Genomic DNA, 17020 nt, shown 5'->3' with positions numbered 1-17020 from the left:
GCGGGCGTCTATGCTGGTGGGCGCCGGGTCAGGAGTTCGAGGTGACCCGGTACGCGTCGAAGACGCCGTCGACCTTGCGGACCGCGGCCAACAGGTGACCCAGGTGCTTCGGGTCGGCCATCTCGAAGCTGAACCGGCTCACCGCCACCCGGTCCCGGGTGGTGGTGACGGTCGCGGAGAGGATGTTCACCCGCTCCTCGGAGAGCATCCGGGTGACGTCGGCCAGCAGCTTGTGCCGGTCCAACGCCTCCACCTGGATCGCCACCAGGAAGGTGGAGGCGGAGGTGAGCCGCCAGCTGACCTCGACCACCCGCTCGCTCTGCGCCCGCAGGTCCTCGGCGTTGGCGCAGTCGTCGCGGTGCACGCTCACCCCGCCGGAGCGGGTGACGAAGCCGAAGACGGTGTCCGGCGGCACCGGGGTGCAGCAGCGGGCCAGCTTGATCCAGACGTCGCTGACGCCCCGGACCACCACCCCCGGGTCGTGGCTGGAGGCCCGGCTGCGCGGCGGCCGGGTGGCCACGGCGGTCTCGGCGATGTCCTCCGCCGCGCCCTCCTCGCCGCCGTAGGTGGCCATCAGCTTCTGCACCACCGACTGCGCCGACACCTGGCTGTCGCCGACCGCCGCGTAGAGCGAGGCCACGTCGATCAGGTGCAGGTCCCGGGCGACCGCCATCAGGTTGTCGGAGGTGAGCATCCGCTGCAACGGCATGCCGTGCTTGCGCATCGCCTTGACGATCGCGTCCTTGCCGGTCTCGATCGCCTCCTCACGCCGTTCCTTGTTGAAGTACTGGCGGATCTTGGTGCGGGCCCGGGGGCTCTTGACGAAGCCCAGCCAGTCCTGCGTCGGGCCGGCCGTCTCCGACTTGGAGGTGAAGATCTCGATCACGTCGCCGTTGGACAGCGTCGACTCCAACGGCACCAGTTTGCCGTTGACCCGCGCCCCGATGCACTTGTGCCCGACCTCGGTGTGCACCGCGTAGGCGAAGTCCACCGGCGTCGACCCGGTCGGCAGCGGGATGACGTCGCCCTTCGGGGTGAAGACGTACACCTCCTGGCTGGACAGGTCGAAGCGCAGCGCGTCGAGGAACTCACTCGGGTCGGCCGCCTCCCGCTGCCAGTCCAGCAACTGCCGCAGCCAGGTCATCTCGTCGATGTGCGCCGGCGGGCCGACGACCTGGGTGCCCTTGTGCTCCTTGTACTTCCAGTGCGCGGCGATGCCGAACTCCGCCGTACGGTGCATCGCGTAGGTGCGGATCTGCATCTCCACCGGCTTGCCGGTGGGCCCGATCACCGTCGTGTGCAGCGACTGGTACATGTTGAACTTGGGCATCGCGATGTAGTCCTTGAAGCGGCCCGGCACCGGCTGCCAGTTGGCGTGGATCACCCCCAGCGCCGCGTAGCAGTCCCGCACCGTGTCGACCAGGATCCGCACCCCGACCAGGTCGTAGATGTCGTTGAAGTCGCGCCCCCGCACGATCATCTTCTGGTAGATCGAGTAGAGGTGCTTCGGCCGGCCGGTGGTCTCCGCCTTGATCTTGGCGGCCTTGAGGTCGGTGCCCACCTTCTGGGTGACCTGCTTGAGCAACGCCTCCCGCTGCGGCTGGTGCTCCCCGATCAGCCGGAGGATCTCCTCGTACCGCTTCGGGAACAGGGTGCCGAAGGCCAGGTCCTCCAGCTCCCACTTGATGGTGTTCATACCCAGCCGGTGGGCCAGCGGGGCGAGGATCTCCAGGGTCTCCTTCGCCTTCTGCTCCCGCTTCGGCGTGGGCAGGAAGGAGAGGGTACGCATGTTGTGCAGCCGGTCGGCCAGCTTGATCACCAGGACCCGCGGGTCCTTGGCCATCGCCACGACCATCTTGCGGATCGTCTCGGCCTTGGCCGCGTCACCGAGCTTGACCTTGTCGAGCTTGGTCACCCCGTCGACGAGCAGCGCGACCTCGCCGCCGAAGTCGGTGCGCATCTGGTCGAGGGTGTACTCGGTGTCCTCGATGGTGTCGTGCAGCAGCGCCGCGACCAGGGTGGTGGTGTCCATGCCCAGGGCGGCCAGGATGCCGGCGACCGCCAACGGGTGGGTGATGTACGGGTCACCGGACTTGCGGTACTGACCCGAGTGCCACCGGGCGGCGGTGTCGAAGGCCCGCTGGAGCAGCCGGGCATCGGCCTTGGGGTGATTCTCGCGGTGCAGCGCGATCAGCGGCTCCAGCACCTCGCTTACCTGCGAGGTCTGCCAGGGGGCGTTGAACCGGGCGAGCCGGGCCCGCACCCGGCGGCCGGTCGGCGCGCTGGACAGGCCGAAACCGGCGCTCGGCGAGGGGTCCTCGTCGGTGCCGAGCGCCACCACCACCGGGTCGGGACCGGCGTCGGAGGTCAGCACCGGGCCGGCAGCCGGGTCACCGAAGGAGCCCGTGCCCAAGCCGCCGGAGGGTCGAAGGTCGGCGGCACCGTCTCCGGGCCGTCCGACGTCACTCGGGGCGGCCGGTCCGGTGCCGTTGGCGGCGACACCCGCCGCCGACTCACCGGTGGTGTCCTGCCGGTCGGTCACCGAGCTGTCCGTGTCGCCTGTGGGGTGCACCGTGCCCTCCGCCGGAGGGACGACATCGTGGGACACCGGCCTCCTCACCGCTCGCCGGGATGCGCCGACCGTCAGGGTCGGCCTGGGTATCACACCGCCGGACGGTCGCCCGCCCGGCCAGCAATGGGCAATGCTACTCGTACGCACCGTGCCCTGCCGCTCCGCCGGTCGTACGGGTCCACCTCGGCCCGCCGGCCCACCGGGGTCAAACGGTCAGCAGGGCATGGACCGGACGCGGGGCGAGCCGGTCCCGGCCACCGAGGAAGGCCAACTCCAGCAGCACGGTGAAGCCGGCGACGGTGCCGCCGGCCCGCTCGACCAGGTCGAGGGTGGCCCCGGCGGTGCCACCGGTGGCGAGCACGTCGTCGACCACCAGCACCCGGTGTCCGGCGGTGAACGCGTCGGTGTGCACCTGGAGGGTGGCCTCGCCGTACTCCAGGGCATAGGAGGCCGAGTGGGCCGCCCGGGGCAACTTGCCGGCCTTGCGCACCGGCACCACGCCCACCCCGGTGGCGTACGCGACGGCGGCGGCGACCACGAACCCGCGCGCCTCGATGCCGACCACCACGTCGAAGGAGTCCCGGCCGTGGTGGGCCACGATCCGGTCGGTCACCTCGCGGAACACCGCACCGTCGGCGAAGAGCGGCATCAGGTCCTTGAACAGGACACCGGGTACGGGGAAGTCCGGCACGTCCAGCACCCTGCTGGCCACCAGGGCGGCCACCTCGGGGCCGCTGTCTCCGCGTACTGAGTTCTCGGTCTCCGGCACGGCGCTTCCGTTCCCCTTCGACGACGACGGCGTCCTGCATGCTGCGCGCACAGCATGAAGGACGCCGTCGAACCGGTTGTCACCGGGTGGGTGGTGCGACCCGGTCAGCGCCGTTTGGCGCCGCCCGGCCGGTTGCCGCCGCCGGGCCGGCCGCCCCGGGCCCCGGCGGAGCGCTTGCCCGCCGGCCGGGCGCCGACCTTCGGCGTCGCGCCGGCCAGCGCCGGCACCTCCTGGTCGGGCTCGTGGTCCGGCTCCTCGGCGGTACGCGGCGCGCCCTTCGGGGTGCTCTCCCCCGAGGCGAGGGCACCCCGGCGGGCCAGCACCCGCTTGTTGTGCGACTGGATGCGGGGCTCCTGGTTCTTGAGCACCACCAGCAGCGGGGTGGCCAGCAGGATGGAGGTCAGGAACGCCATCGCCATACCGACGAAGAGCACCAGACCGAGGTCCTTCAGGGTCCCCGCGCCCAGCAGACCGGCACCGATGAAGAGCAGACCGCCGACCGGCAGCAGGGCGACCACGGAGGTGTTCAGCGACCGCATCAGGCTCTGGTTGACCGCCAGGTTGGCCGCGTCACCGTAGGTCTGGTTGTTGTTGGCGGTGATGCCCTTCGTGTTCTCCTGCACCTTGTCGAAGACCACCACCACGTCGTAGAGCGCGAAGCCCAGGATGGTGAGGAAACCGACGATTGTCGACGGGGTCACCTCGAAGCCGACCGCCGAGTAGATGCCGGCGGTGAGGACCAGGTTCATCACCAGGGAGAAGATGGCGGCGACCGCCATCCGCCACTCGAAGCGCACCACCAGGTAGAGCGTGACCAGGGCGATGAAGATCACCAGACCGAGCAGCGCCCGCGAGGTGACCTGCTTGCCCCAGGCCTCGCTCACCTGGTTGCCGCTGATCTGGTCGGCGGGGATGCCGAACCGCTCGGCCAGGTCGGTCTTGACCGCGTTGGCCTGCTCCGTGGAGAGCTGGGTGGTCCGCATCTCGTAGAAGTTGCCGCTGGTGCCACCGACCTGCTGGGCGGTGACCACCTCGGCGCCGCCGCCCGGGCCGGCCAGCGCCTCGTCGACCTGCGTCTCGGCCTCCTCCAGGGTGCCGACGCTGGCCGGCACCTGGAAGGAGTTGCCGCCGGCGAACTCGATGCCCAGGCTGAACCCGCGGATCCCGACGCTGAGCACCGCGAGCAGGACCAGCACGCCGGCGACCGAGAACCACAGCCTGCGCCGGCCGACGATGTCGAGACCGGCCTCGCCCCGGTAGAGCCGGGCACCCAGACCATTATCAGCCATTGCTCAGGCCTCCTTGACGCGCTGGTTACGGGGCTTGGCCGGCTGCTCGGTGCGGGCGGGCAGGGCCCGGCCCAGGCCGCTGACCCGCGGGGACAGGAACGCCCGGGTGCGGGCGAACATCGTCATGATCGGGTGCCGGAAGAGGAAGACCACCAGCAGGTCCAGGACGGTGGCCAGGCCGAGGGCGAAGGCGAAGCCCTTCACCGTGCCTACCGACACGACGTAGAGCACCACCGCCGACATGAGCGTGATGGCGTTCGCCGAGATGATCGTCCGACGGGCCCGGGTCCAGGCCCGAGGCACCGCGCTGCGCGGACTGCGGCCCTCGCGGATCTCGTCCTTGAGCCGTTCGAAGTAGATGACGAAGGAGTCCGCGGCCACACCGAGCGAGACGATGATGCCGGCGATCCCGGCGAGGGTCAGGGTGAAGCCGATCTGCCGGCCCAGGAAGACGATCGCGCCGAAGAGCAGCAGCGCCGACAGCACCAGGCTCAGGAAGATCACCGAGCCGAGCAGCCGGTAGTAGAAGAACGAGTAGATGACGACCAGCAGCATGCCGATACCCGCGGCGAGCAGACCGGCGCGCAGGTGGCTCTCGCCCAGGGTGGCGGTGACGTTCTGCTGCTCCTGCTCCTCGAAGGTCACCGGCAGCGCGCCGTAGCGCAGGTTGCCGGCCAGCTCGCTGGCGGCGGCCTGGGTGAAGTTGCCGGTGATCTGCGAGCTACCGGTCAGCACGCCCTGGATCTCGGGGGCGGAGACGATCCGGTTGTCCAGCACGACCGCGACCCGGCACTTGCCGTCCTGGCCCAGCGCGCTGGCGTCGCAGGCCTGCCCGGTGTTGTTGAACGACTCACGGGTCAGCTCGGTCCACTTCTCCTGGCCCCCGCTCTTGAAGTCCAGGCTGACCACCCACTGGCTGGTCTGGTCCATCACCGCGCTGGCGCCGCTGACGTCGGTGCCGAGCACCTTGGCCTGGTCCAGCAGGTACTTGGCGCCGGCCTCGCAGGCCACCGCCTGCTGGTTCTCGTCCTTGATCGACGCCGGGGGCCGCTCGTCGAGCTGGGCGCAGCCGACGGTAGGCACGTTGAACTGCACCGGGACCGGCAGCACCGCCACCTCGCGCGGGGTCAGCTCGGCGAACGGGGCGAGCTTCTCGGCCAGCGACGGGTCGGTGGCCAGGTCGGCCGGGGCCTGCAGGGCGTTGGCCGCCTGCCAGGCCTCGGCGCCCACCTTCTGCTGCACGGCCTGGCGCTGCTGCTCGATGGTCTGCGTCTCCGGCGCGGCGCTGGCGCTCGGCGAGGGGGCCGGGGCGCTCGGCGTCGGGGTGGCATCCGGGGTGGGGGCCATCCCGCCCTGTCCGCCCGAGGGCGAGGAGGTGACCTCCGGCTCGGTGCCGCCGGAGGGGCTGGGTGCCGGGCTGCCGGACGGGTTCGGCGTCGCCGCCGGCGGCGGGGCGATCGTGCCACTGCCGTCGGCGGCCTTGAGCACCTTGCGGAAACGCAGCTCGGCGGCGCTGCCGACGTCGGTCAGGTCGCGGTTCTCACCGGGCAGGGAGATGACGATGTTTCGGTCGCCCTCGGTCACCACCTCGGCCTCGGCCACCCCGTAGGCGTTGACCCGGCTCTCGATGATCTGCCGGGCCTCTTCGAGGTTCTCCGACGTCGGCGGCCGGCCGTCGACGGTGTTGGTCGCCTCCAGCGTCAACCGGGTGCCGCCGACCAGGTCCAGCCCGAGCCGGGGCTCCAACCGGTCCTTCCAGCCACCGCTGGCACCGCCCGCGAAGAACACCAAAAGATAGAGGACCACGAAGATGATCCCGAGCACGGCGAGCTGCCGCCCGGGGCGCATCTGTCCCTGAGGTGGTGCCACGGCTGTCCTGTCTCCCTGTACGGTCGCGCCGCCGGTGCGAACGGCTGCGGAGGTCGGGCCGGAGATCCCGGCGACGTCGGTGCCTGGCCGGCTCCCCGCCTGGCACGACACCCCCGCGTCGCCGGCTCAGCGGCGAAGGACGGGGGGCGTGGGAGTGCCGGGACGGGCACCGACCTGTCTATCCACTTGTGACAATATCCGCTGCCCGACGGGCGCGGTAGCTACTCCTTGACGACTTCGACGCCCTCGGTGGTGCCGGTGGACGTCTCCTCCTCCTGCTCGACCCGCTTGGTCACCCGGGCGATGGCCGGGCGCGCGTACCGGGTCTGCACGCCGGGGGCGACCTCCAGCAGGACGGTCTCGTCGTCGACGTCGGTCACCGTGCCGTAGAGACCGCCGATGGTGACCACCTCGTCGCCGGCGGACAGCCCGGACTGCATCTGCTCCGCCTCCCGGCGGCGCTTCTGCTGGGGGCGGATCATCATGAAGTACATGACGCCGAAGAGCAGAGCGATCATCAGGAGCGGCGTGAAACTGCTCGCTCCTCCGCCGCCCTCTGCTGCGATAAGCACGGTTGCTGACCTTCCCATCAGCCCCCGGACCGACGCGTCGGGCGCCGGAGCGGAGGCGAGTTCTCACGTCCTGTACAGACCGCGGCGAGTCTAGTCCCTGCACCTGGGAACGCCGAATGCGACACAGATCACGAACGGATCACGGCTCATCCGGCGCGCCGGAGAACAGGTCGGGCACGGCGGGCAACTCGGTGGCAAATGTACCATTCGGTGGGATACGGCCGAGATGGTGCCAGGCGGCCTCGGTGGCGACCCGGCCCCGAGGCGTCCGGGCCAACAGGCCGGCCCGGACCAGGAACGGCTCGCAGACCTCCTCGACCGTGTCCGGCTGCTCCCCCACCGCCACGGCCAGGGTGGAGAGCCCGACCGGGCCGCCCCGGAACGACTCGACAAGCGCGGTCAACACCGCCCGGTCCAGCCGGTCCAGGCCGAGCGCGTCGACGTCGTACACGGTGAGCGCGGCGCGGGCGGTCTCCACGGTGACCACGCCGTCGGCCCGGACCTCGGCGAAGTCGCGCACCCGGCGCAGCAGCCGGTTGGCGATCCGGGGGGTGCCCCGGGACCGGCCGGCGATCTCGGCCGCGCCGTCGTCGGTGATCGGCACCCCCAGGATCCGCGCCGAGCGGTGCAGCAGCGCCTCCAGATCGGCCGGGGAGTAGAAGTCCAGGTGCGCGACGAAGCCGAACCGGTCCCGCATCGGGCCGGTCAACAGGCCCGACCGGGTGGTCGCGCCGACCAGGGTGAACGGCTCCACGTCCAGCGGGATCGCGGTGGCCCCCGGCCCCTTGCCGACCACCACGTCGACCCGGAAGTCCTCCATCGCGCTGTAGAGCAGCTCCTCCGCCGGGCGGGCGATCCGGTGAATCTCGTCGATGAAGAGCACGTCGCCCTCGGCCAGGCCGGTCAGGATGGCGGCGAGGTCCCCGGAGCGTTCGATGGCCGGGCCGCTGGTCACCCGGATCCCGGTGCCCAGCTCGGCGGCGACGATGTTGGCAAGCGAGGTCTTGCCCAGCCCCGGCGGCCCGGAGAGCAGGATGTGGTCCGGTGGGGAACCCCGGCGCATGGCCCCCTGCAGCAGCAGGTCGAGCTGGTCGCGGACCCGGTGCTGGGCGATGAACTCGGCCAGCCGTCGGGGCCGGACGCTGACCTCCGCGTCGCGCTCGGCGTCGGTGGCGTACGCCGAGATCAGCCCCTCGGTCTCGCTCATCGGGTCCGGCCCAGCAGCCGGATGGCCTGCCGGAGCAGCACCGGCACCGGCGGCGGCGGACCCTCGACGGTCTCGGCCACCGCGGCCACCGCCTGGTCGGCCTGGACGGCCGTCCAGCCGAGCCCGACCAGGGCCTGACGGACCTGCTCGGGCCAGGCCCCGGCGGTCACCCCGGCCGCGCCGTCGGTGCCCACCGGCACCGGGCCGATCCGGTCCCGCAGCTCCAGCACCAGACGCTCGGCGCCCTTCTTGCCGATCCCCGGCACCCGGGTCAGCGCGCCGATGTCGGCGTTGGCCACGGCCCGGCGCACCTCCTCGGGGGAGTGCACGGCGAGCACCGCCTGGGCCAGCCGGGGGCCGACCCCGCTGGCGGTCTGGAGCAGCTCGAACAGCGCCTTGGCGTCGTCGTCGGCGAAGCCGTACAGGGTGAGCGAGTCCTCCCGGACCACCAGGCTGGTGGCCAACCGGGCCGGCGCGCCCACCCGCAGCTCGGCCAGCGTGCCGGGGGCGCACTGGACGGCCAGCCCGATCCCGCCCACCTCCACCACCGCGTGGTCCGGACCGGTCGCGGTCACCGTGCCGCGTACGCTGGCGATCATCTTGCTCCTCCTCGTCGTGCCCGCTGCGCCGCCGCCGCCAGCCGGGACCGCGTGCCACCCCGCCAGACGTGGCAGATGGCCAGCGCCAGGGCATCGGCGGCGTCCGCCGGCCGGGGCGGCTCGGCCAACCGCAGCAGCCGGGTCACCATGGCGGTCATCTGCTGCTTGTCGGCCTGACCGGAACCGGTCACCGCGGCCTTGACCTCGCTCGGGGTGTACGTCTGCACCGGCAACCCGGCCCGCGCACCGGCCAGCACGGCGATCCCACTGGCCTGCGCGGTGCCCATCACCGTCCGGACGTTGTGCTGGCTGAACACCCGCTCCACGGCCACCGCGTCCGGCCGGTGCTCGGCGACCAGGTCGGTCAGGCAGCGGTCCAGGTGCAGCAGGCGGTTCGGCAGGTCGTCGTCCGGATCGGTGCGCACCACGTGGTAGGCGACCAGCGTGCAGGGCCGGCCCGGCACCCCCTCCACCACGCCGACCCCACACCGGGTAAGCCCCGGGTCGACGCCGAGCACCCGCACGCCGCCTCCTCCCCGAACCGCCAGCAGTACGTGTGTTCGACACCCTACTGGGCGGCGGGTCAGCCCGGTTCCGGGGACACGCCGACCCGTTCGGGCTCGGCCAGGCCGAACGGGGCCGAACCGGACACGCCGAGCACCGGACCGGTCGCGGCGGGCGGGTCAGCCGGGCGGGCCGGCGGCCAGGGCCAGCCGCAGCAGACCGTCGCGCAGCCGGGTGGCGTGCCGGACCTGACCGAGCCGACCGGCCCGCCTCGCCAGCACCGCCATCCGCTGCGTCGGTGGTCGCCGGCTCTGGTCGTACGCCCGCAGGCCGGCGGCCACCTCCACGCCGGCACCGAGGCACTCGGCCAGTGACACCGCGTCGATCAGCGCCTGGCAGGCGCCCTGCCCCAGGTCGGGGGTCATGGCGTGGGCGGCGTCGCCGAGCAGCGCGACCCGGCCACCGACGTAACTCGGCAGCGGGGTGAGGTCGTGCACGTCGTGCCGGAGCACCTCGTCCGGGGTCATCGCGTCCAGCAGCCGGGGCACCGGGTCGTGCCAGTCGCCGAAGAGCCGGCGAAGTTCGGCGAGGTCACCGGCGGCGGGTCGCCAGCCGGGCGGGGCGGTGCGCACCGCGTACCAGTTGGTCCGGCCCGGTCCTTCGGGGGTGACACCGAACTTCGTGCCCCGCCCCCAGGTCTCGCCGCCCACGGCGACCTCCACCGGGGCCACCCCACGCCAGGCCACGGTGCCGGTGTGCCGCAGCGGGTACCGGTCGCCGTACAGCCCGGCCCGGACCACGCTGCGCAGCCCGTCGGCACCGACCACCAGGTCGTATCGGTCGGTGAGCCCGGCGAGGTCGGTCACCGGGGTGCCGAACCGGACGACACCGTCGGGCAGCGCCTCGGCGAGCACGGCGAGCAGCGCCGGTCGGGTGATCAGGTGCACGGTCTCGCCGTACCGGCGGATCAGCTTGCGCATGTCCATGCTGGCGATCCGGCTGCCGTCGGGGCGACGGAACTCCCCGCCGAGCTGCGGTCGTCCCCGCCGACGCGCCTGCTCCCCCACGCCGAGCGCACCGAGAGCGCGCAGCGCGGCGGGCCAGATGCCGAGGCCGGTGCCGGTCACCGGCAGTCCGGTGGCGCGCTCCAGAACGGTCACCTGCCAACCGGCCCGCCGCAGACCGATCGCCGCCGCCAGCCCACCGATACCCCCACCGACCACCACCGCTCGCCTGTCCACGATCGACAGGCTACGAGGTGGCGGCCGTCGGCTGGGACCGGCGGGCCGCCGTCGGGGCGTACCGCGGCTGGTCGCCCCCAGGGTCGACGCGCCCGCCCGCCCGGGGCTCAGCAGGCCCGGACGGCGGGGACCAGGCCGCTCAGCAGGGTGATCGGGGCGGGCAGCGGCTCGATCCAGCCCGGTCCGGCGGCCAGCACCCGCACCGACGGAAACTCCCGGGCGAAGCGGATCAGCCGGTACGCCCGGCCGGTCACCGGTGTCTGCGACCAGACCACCACGGTGTGCGGGCGGGTCCGCTGCACCGCGCCGGCCAGCGCCACCCAGGGCAGCGCCGGGCCGAGCAGCAGACAACCCCGTCCCTGTTCCCGCAGGGCCGCGGCGAGCGCGTGCAACCCGAGGCAGTGCAGCTCCTGTTCGGCACCGGCCAGCAGCACCCCGTCGGGCGGGTACGGCCGTCGGGACAGTCGCCGGTGCACGTCCAGACCGACGCGTACCCCCTCGGAGAGGGCGTGTTCGACGGCGATCTCGCTGGCCGCCCAGCCGGACAGCGCCCCCAGCACCGGCACGCACACCTGATCCCAGAGCGGTGCCACCCCGGACTCCTCGGCCAGCTCACCGACGATGCCGGCGATCCGGTTGGGGTCCAGGTCCTCGGCGGCTGCCCAGAGCCGCTTGTGGGCCGTCTCGACCAGGTCGGCTGGCATCGGATCGGTCCGCACGACGTCCCCCCGGGTAGGCGATCACTACCCGGGAGTTCGCTCGTACTCCCGTTTTTGGATGCGCCCGGCCCGCGGTGCCGCCCGCCCCGCGCGCGGGTGGCGGGGTGGCCGTCAGTCGAGCAGGGCGGTCAGAGCCAGGTCCACGTCGTCCGGGGTGCTGTAGAGGTGGAACGAGGCCCGGACCCGGCCGGCCCGGACCGCCGCCCGGACCCCGGCGCGGGCCAGCCGCTGCTCGGCGCCGGGCACGTCGACGGTGACGATCGCGCTGTCCCCCGCCGGGCGGCCCAGTCCGGCGCGGAACCGGTTCGCCAGTGCCACGTTGTGCTCCCGCACGGCCGGGATGCCGACCTCGGCCAGCAGCTCCAGGGCGGGGGCCGCGCCGACCAGGCTGAACCAGGCCGGGGAGATGTCGAAGCGCCGGGCGTCGTCGGCCAGCCGCAGCGGCGGCCCGTAGTAGGAGTCGTGCGGGTCCGGCCCGGCGAACCAGCCCGCGGCGTCGGGCCGCAGCCGCTCGCGCAGCTCGGGGGCCAGGTAGCCGAAGCCGACCCCGCGCGGCGCCATCAGCCACTTGTACCCCCCGACCACCACCGCGTCGGCCCGGGTCGCGTCGAACGGCAGCCAGCCACAGGCCTGCGTGGCGTCCACCACCACCCACGCGTCGTACGCCCGGGCGGCGGCCACGATCCGGTCGAGGTCGGCCACGCTGCCGTCGGCGGACTGCACCAGGCTGAACGCGACCAGGTAGGTGTCGGCGTCGATCTCCTCGGCGAGCCGGCCGGCGTCGACGGTACGCACCCGCACCCCGCGCTCGGCCTGCACCAGCCACGGGAAGAGGTTGGAGGTGAACTCCTGCTCGGGGACCACGACGGTGGCCCCGGCGGGCAGCGCGGCGGCGATCGGGGCCAGCATCTGCGACACGGTGGCGCCGGTCGTCACGTCCTCGGCGGGTGCCCCGACCAGGTCGGCGAAGGCGACCCGGGCCCGTTGGGTCGACTCCCCCCAGCCCCGCCAGGAGACCCGGCCCACCCGCCAGTCGGCCAGCGCCTCCTGCAGGGCCGTCCAGGCCGGTTCGGGCGGCAACCCGTAGCTGGCCGTGTCCAGCCAACCCGGTTCGGGTCGCCACAACTGCTGTGCCTTCGCCAACTCCATGCCGCTGACGCTAGTCAGGCGCGGACCCACCGGGGAGCGCCAATCGGCAGGTGGTGGCCGCTGCACCCCGGGCCACCGCCGGACCGGACGGGCCACCGGCCGGCCCGGCCGACGTCCGCTCAGCTCACGGCGGCCGGGCCGAGCACGCTCTTCAGGTCACCCATCAGCGCGGTGGTGGCCGCGACCCGGAACGGCCCGAGCCGCAGGGTGGTGGTCCGACCGCCGTTGAGCAGCTTGACGTGCACCTCGGTGTCGCCGGGGTGCAGCACCAGGGTCTCCTTGAGCCGTTCCACCAGCGGCGGCGTGCACCTGTGCACCGGGATGGTGAGGGTGACCGGCTTGTTGGCCGGGTTGCTGGTCACGTCCGGCATCGACATGTCCATCGCCATGATCCGGGGCGTGTCGTCCCGGCGGTCCACCCGCCCCTTGACCACCACGATCGCGTCCTCGGCGATGTACTGGCCGATCACCTCGTAGGTGTTGGGGAAGAACAGCGCCTCCACCCCGCCGGCCAGGTCCTCCAGGGTGGCCGAGGCCCAGGCCCGGCCCTGCTTGGTGACCCGGCGCTGCACCCCGGAGAGGATGCCGGCCAGGGTGACCACCGCGCCGTCGGGCACCACGCCCTCCTCGCTGAGCGCGGCGATGGTGGTGTCGGCCGCCGCGCCGAGCACCCGTTCCAGGCCGAACAGCGGGTGGTCGGAGACGTAGAGGCCGAGCATCTCGCGTTCGAAGGCGAGCTTGTCCCGCTTGTCCCACTCGCTGTCGCCGATGATCGGCATCACCGTGGTGCTGCTGGTTCCCGCGCCGGCTTCGGCGACGCCGAAGCCGGCGCCGAAGAGGTCGTACTGGCCGACCGCCTCCTTGCGCTTGACGTCGGCGTACGCGTCGATCGCGTCGGCGTGCACCGCGAGCAGCCCCTTGCGCGGGTGCCCCAGCACGTCGAACGCGCCGGCCTTGATGAGCGATTCGATCGTCTTCTTGTTGCAGACCACCGCGTCGACCTTGCTCAGGAAGTCGTAGAAGTCGGCGTACTCGCCCTTCTCCTCGCGGCACCGCATGATCGCGGCGACCACGTTCGCGCCGACGTTGCGCACCGCGCCGAGGCCGAAGCGGATCTCCTTGCCGACCGGGGTGAACGGCCCGGCGGAGGTGTTCACGTCCGGCGGCAGCACCTGGATGCGCATCCGCCGGCACTCCGACAGGTACAGCGCCATCTTGTCCTTGTCGTCACCGACGGAGGTCAGCAGCGCCGCCATGTACTCGGCCGGGTAGTGCGCCTTCAGGTACGCCGTCCAGTACGACACCAGCCCGTACGCCGCCGAGTGCGCCTTGTTGAAGGCGTACCCGGCGAACGGGACCAGCACGTCCCAGACCTTCTGGATGGCCTCGTCGGAGTAGCCGTGTTCCCGGCAGCCGTCCCGGAACGGGATGAACTCCTTGTCCAGGATCTCCTTCTTCTTCTTGCCCATCGCCCGGCGCAGCAGGTCGGCCTGGCCGAGGGTGTACCCGGCGAGGATCTGCGCGGCGCGCTGCACCTGCTCCTGGTAGACGATCAGGCCGTAGGTGGGGGCGAGGATCTCCCGCAGCGGCTCCTCCAGCTCCGGGTGGATCGGGGTGATCTCCTGGAGGCCGTTCTTGCGCAGCGCGTAGTTGGTGTGCGAGTCCACGCCCATCGGGCCGGGCCGGTAGAGCGCCAGGACGGCGGAGATGTCCTCGAAGTTGTCCGGCTTCATCATCCGCAGCAGCGACCGCATCGGCCCGCCGTCGAGCTGGAACACGCCGAGCGTGTCGCCCCGGGCCAGCAGCTCGTAGGCGGGCTTGTCGTCCAGCGGCAGGGCGAGCAGGTCCAGCTCCCGGCCGTGGTTGAGGCCGATGTTCTTCACCGCGTCGTCGATGATGGTCAGGTTGCGCAGGCCGAGGAAGTCCATCTTCAACAGCCCGAGCGACTCACACGTCGGGTAGTCGAACTGGGTGATGATCACCCCGTCGGAGTCCCGGCGCATCAGCGGGATGTGCTCGATGATCGGCTCGGCGGACATGATCACGCCGGCGGCGTGCACACCGGTCTGCCGGATCAGCCCCTCGATGCCCCGGGCGGTGTCGATCACCTTCTTGACGTCCTGCTCGGCCTCGTACATGCCGCGGATCTCACCGGCCTCGGCGTACCGGGGGTGCTTGGTGTCGAAGATCCCTTCCAGCGGGATGTCCTTGCCCATCACCGCCGGGGGCATCGCCTTGGTGATCCGGTCGCCTACCGCGTACGGGTAGCCGAGCACCCGGGCCGAGTCCTTGATCGCGGCCTTGGCCTTGATCGTGCCGAAGGTGGCGATCTGGGCGACCTTGTCCTCACCCCACTTGTCGGTGACGTACTTGATCACCTCACCGCGCCGACGCTCGTCGAAGTCGATGTCGACATCCGGCATCGAGACCCGCTCGGGGTTGAGGAACCGCTCGAAGATCAGCCCGTGCGGGATCGGGTCCAGGTCGGTGATGCCCAGGGCGTACGCGACCAGCGAGCCGGCCGCCGAGCCCCGCCCGGGACCGACCGCGATGCCCTGGCTCTTGGCCCACTGGATGAAGTCGGCGACCACGAGGAAGTACGACGGGAACCCCATCTGGTTGATGACGCCCAGCTCGTACTCGGCCTGCACGACGTGCCCCTCGGGGATGCCGCCGGGGTAGCGCCGGCCGAGCCCCTTGAAGGTCTCCTTGCGGAACCAGGACTCCTCGGTCTCCCCCTCGGGCACCGGGAACCGGGGCATCAGGTTGTGGAACTCGAACATCCCGGCCGGGTCGACCTTCTCGGCCACCAGCAGGGTGTTGCGGCAGCCGTCCTGCCACAGCTCGGAGTTGTCCACCGCGCGCATCTGGTCGGCGGACTTGACGAAGTAGCCGCCGCCCTCGAAGCGGAACCGGTTCGGGTCGTCGATGTTGCTGCCGGTCTGCACGCAGAGCAGCACGTCGTGCGCGGTGGCCTGGGCCTCGTGGGTGTAGTGCGAGTCGTTGGTGACCACCGGCGGGATGCCGAGCTTCTGGCCGATCTCGGTGAGCCCCTCACGGACCCGGCGCTCGATGTCGAGACCGTGGTCCATGATCTCCAGGAAGTAGTTCTCCTTGCCGAAGATGTCCTGGTACGCCGAGGCCACCTTGAGCGCCTCGTCGAACTGGCCCAGCCGCAGCCGGGTCTGCACCGCCCCCGACGGGCAGCCGGTGGTGGCGATGATCCCCTGGGCGTGCTCGGCGATCAACTCCATGTCCATCCGGGGCCACTTGACGTAGTGGCCCTCCATGGAGGCGCGCGAGTTGAGGGTGAACAGGTTCTGCAGGCCGGCCTTGTCCGCCGCCCACATGGTCATGTGGGTGATCGCGCCGTTACCGGAGACGTCGTCGCTCTTCTGCTCCGGCCGGCCCCACTTGACCCGCTTCTTGTGGTAGCGCGACTCCGGCGCGACGTACGCCTCGACGCCCAGGATCGGCTTGACCCCGGCGGCCATGGCCTGCTTGTAGAAGTCGTTCGCGCCGTGCATGTTGCCGTGGTCGGTGATCGCCACCGCCGGCATGCCCAGCCGTTTGGCCTCGGCGAAGAGGTCCTTGAGCCGGGCCGCCCCGTCGAGCATCGAGTACTCGGTGTGCACGTGCAGATGCGCGAACGAATCGCCCATGCGTGGCGTCCCCCCGGATCGTGATCATGGATTGGTCAAGGCCGACGGCCCACCCTACCGAGATCGACTGGCGGCCGGCGACGAGCCACGCGGACTGCTGCCCGGACGTCACCTTCAGTCATCCGGTCGGGGCCGCGGCAAGCACTACGACCTGGATATTCACCCAGCGGTGTGACTAAACCGGACAAAAAGGGTTTAACGCCTACGTGATTCCTAGTCTGAGCCGGCAGCGATCACCGACCCAGGAGGTACAAGCCAGTGAAGAGACGACTCACGTCGATGGCACTCATCGGCACGGCCGCAGTGATGGTGGCCGGGGTGCTCACCGCGACGCCCGCGTACGCGGGCACCTGTCTGGAGACCATCGAGTGTGACACGACGGTCACCTTCGACGTCACCGCGGGGGCGTTGCAGATCACCGTGCCGGACGGCCCCGTGGCGCTGACCAACAACGGCGCGCCCGGCGGCTACGCGTACGGCCAGCTCGGCGCGGTGACCGTCGACGACCTGCGGGCCAGCGCCACCCCGAGCTGGACCGCCACGGTCAGCAGCACCAGCTTCATCACCGGCACCGGCGCCGACCCGGGTACGAGCATCCCGGCCAGCGACGTCTACTACTGCTCGGGCGACGCCACCGCGACCGAGGGCAGCGGCACCTTCGTCCCGGGCCAGCCGGGCACCTGCAGCCCGCCGCCCCCGCCGGACGGAGACGCCCTGACGGCTCCCGTCACCGCGTTCAGCCACACCGTGGTGGCCACCGAGACGGGGAACAACTCGGCGACCTGGGACCCGTTGCTCACCGTCGCCATCCCCATCACCGCCATCGCCGGCACGTTCACCGGCACGATCACCCACACGGTCGCCTGAT

The 17020-nt window shown here is 71.7% G+C and carries 13 protein-coding genes; 1 reads left to right on the top strand and 12 read right to left on the bottom strand.

From position 1 onward, the window contains the following. Positions 1–28: 28 nt before the first annotated feature. The 12 genes from ACN28G_RS07445 to dnaE form a co-directional block, all read right to left on the bottom strand. Complete coding sequence (locus tag ACN28G_RS07445) at positions 29–2608, bottom strand: RelA/SpoT family protein (protein ID WP_091436540.1); 2580 nt, start codon at positions 2606–2608, stop codon at positions 29–31. Positions 2609–2777: 169 nt separating this feature from the next. Next, complete coding sequence (locus ACN28G_RS07440) at positions 2778–3341, bottom strand: adenine phosphoribosyltransferase (protein ID WP_091436538.1); 564 nt, start codon at positions 3339–3341, stop codon at positions 2778–2780. A gap of 104 nt (positions 3342–3445) precedes the next feature. Beyond that, positions 3446–4630, bottom strand: coding sequence for a protein translocase subunit SecF (gene secF, locus ACN28G_RS07435; protein ID WP_091436536.1), 1185 nt, complete (start codon positions 4628–4630; stop codon positions 3446–3448). 3 nt (positions 4631–4633) lie between these two features. Next, positions 4634–6499 (bottom strand): protein translocase subunit SecD, encoded by a 1866-nt coding sequence (secD, locus tag ACN28G_RS07430; RefSeq protein WP_175440505.1) that lies wholly within the window; start codon positions 6497–6499, stop codon positions 4634–4636. Positions 6500–6720: 221 nt separating this feature from the next. Further along, positions 6721–7089 (bottom strand): preprotein translocase subunit YajC, encoded by a 369-nt coding sequence (yajC, locus tag ACN28G_RS07425; protein WP_091436532.1) that lies wholly within the window; start codon positions 7087–7089, stop codon positions 6721–6723. 121 nt (positions 7090–7210) lie between these two features. Then, positions 7211–8278, bottom strand: coding sequence for a Holliday junction branch migration DNA helicase RuvB (gene ruvB, locus ACN28G_RS07420; protein ID WP_421478756.1), 1068 nt, complete (start codon positions 8276–8278; stop codon positions 7211–7213). Beyond that, positions 8275–8877, bottom strand: a complete 603-nt coding sequence (gene ruvA / locus ACN28G_RS07415) for a Holliday junction branch migration protein RuvA (protein ID WP_421478755.1) — start codon at positions 8875–8877, stop codon at positions 8275–8277. The genes ruvB and ruvA overlap by 4 nt, the downstream gene beginning before the upstream one ends. Beyond that, positions 8874–9401 (bottom strand): crossover junction endodeoxyribonuclease RuvC, encoded by a 528-nt coding sequence (gene ruvC, locus ACN28G_RS07410; RefSeq protein WP_421478754.1) that lies wholly within the window; start codon positions 9399–9401, stop codon positions 8874–8876. Before ruvC ends, ruvA begins: the two co-directional genes overlap by 4 nt. Positions 9402–9560: 159 nt before the next feature. Next, the gene (locus ACN28G_RS07405) at positions 9561–10622 is read right to left on the bottom strand and encodes an FAD-dependent monooxygenase (RefSeq protein WP_091436523.1); all 1062 of its coding nucleotides are present in this window, start codon (positions 10620–10622) and stop codon (positions 9561–9563) included. Between the two features lie 107 nt (positions 10623–10729). Beyond that, positions 10730–11326 (bottom strand): transcriptional regulator, encoded by a 597-nt coding sequence (locus ACN28G_RS07400; RefSeq protein WP_421478753.1) that lies wholly within the window; start codon positions 11324–11326, stop codon positions 10730–10732. 126 nt (positions 11327–11452) lie between these two features. Then, complete coding sequence (locus ACN28G_RS07395; RefSeq protein ID WP_421478752.1) at positions 11453–12490, bottom strand: aminotransferase class V-fold PLP-dependent enzyme; 1038 nt, start codon at positions 12488–12490, stop codon at positions 11453–11455. Between the two features lie 119 nt (positions 12491–12609). Then, on the bottom strand, positions 12610–16152 hold the full coding sequence (gene dnaE, locus ACN28G_RS07390) for a DNA polymerase III subunit alpha (RefSeq protein ID WP_421478751.1): 3543 nt from the start codon (positions 16150–16152) through the stop codon (positions 12610–12612). Between the two features lie 258 nt (positions 16153–16410). On the opposite strand from dnaE, the gene ACN28G_RS07385 reads away from it, so the two are divergent. Next, positions 16411–17019, top strand: coding sequence for a hypothetical protein (locus tag ACN28G_RS07385; protein WP_421478750.1), 609 nt, complete (start codon positions 16411–16413; stop codon positions 17017–17019). Position 17020 lies beyond the last annotated feature (1 nt).

It is taken from the genome of Micromonospora sp. WMMA1923 (assembly GCF_049179195.1).
GTDB classification, from domain to species: domain Bacteria; phylum Actinomycetota; class Actinomycetes; order Mycobacteriales; family Micromonosporaceae; genus Micromonospora; species Micromonospora yangpuensis.
The sequence above is the reverse complement of the archived record's forward strand: the minus strand, read 5'-3'. Positions and strand labels throughout refer to the sequence as shown.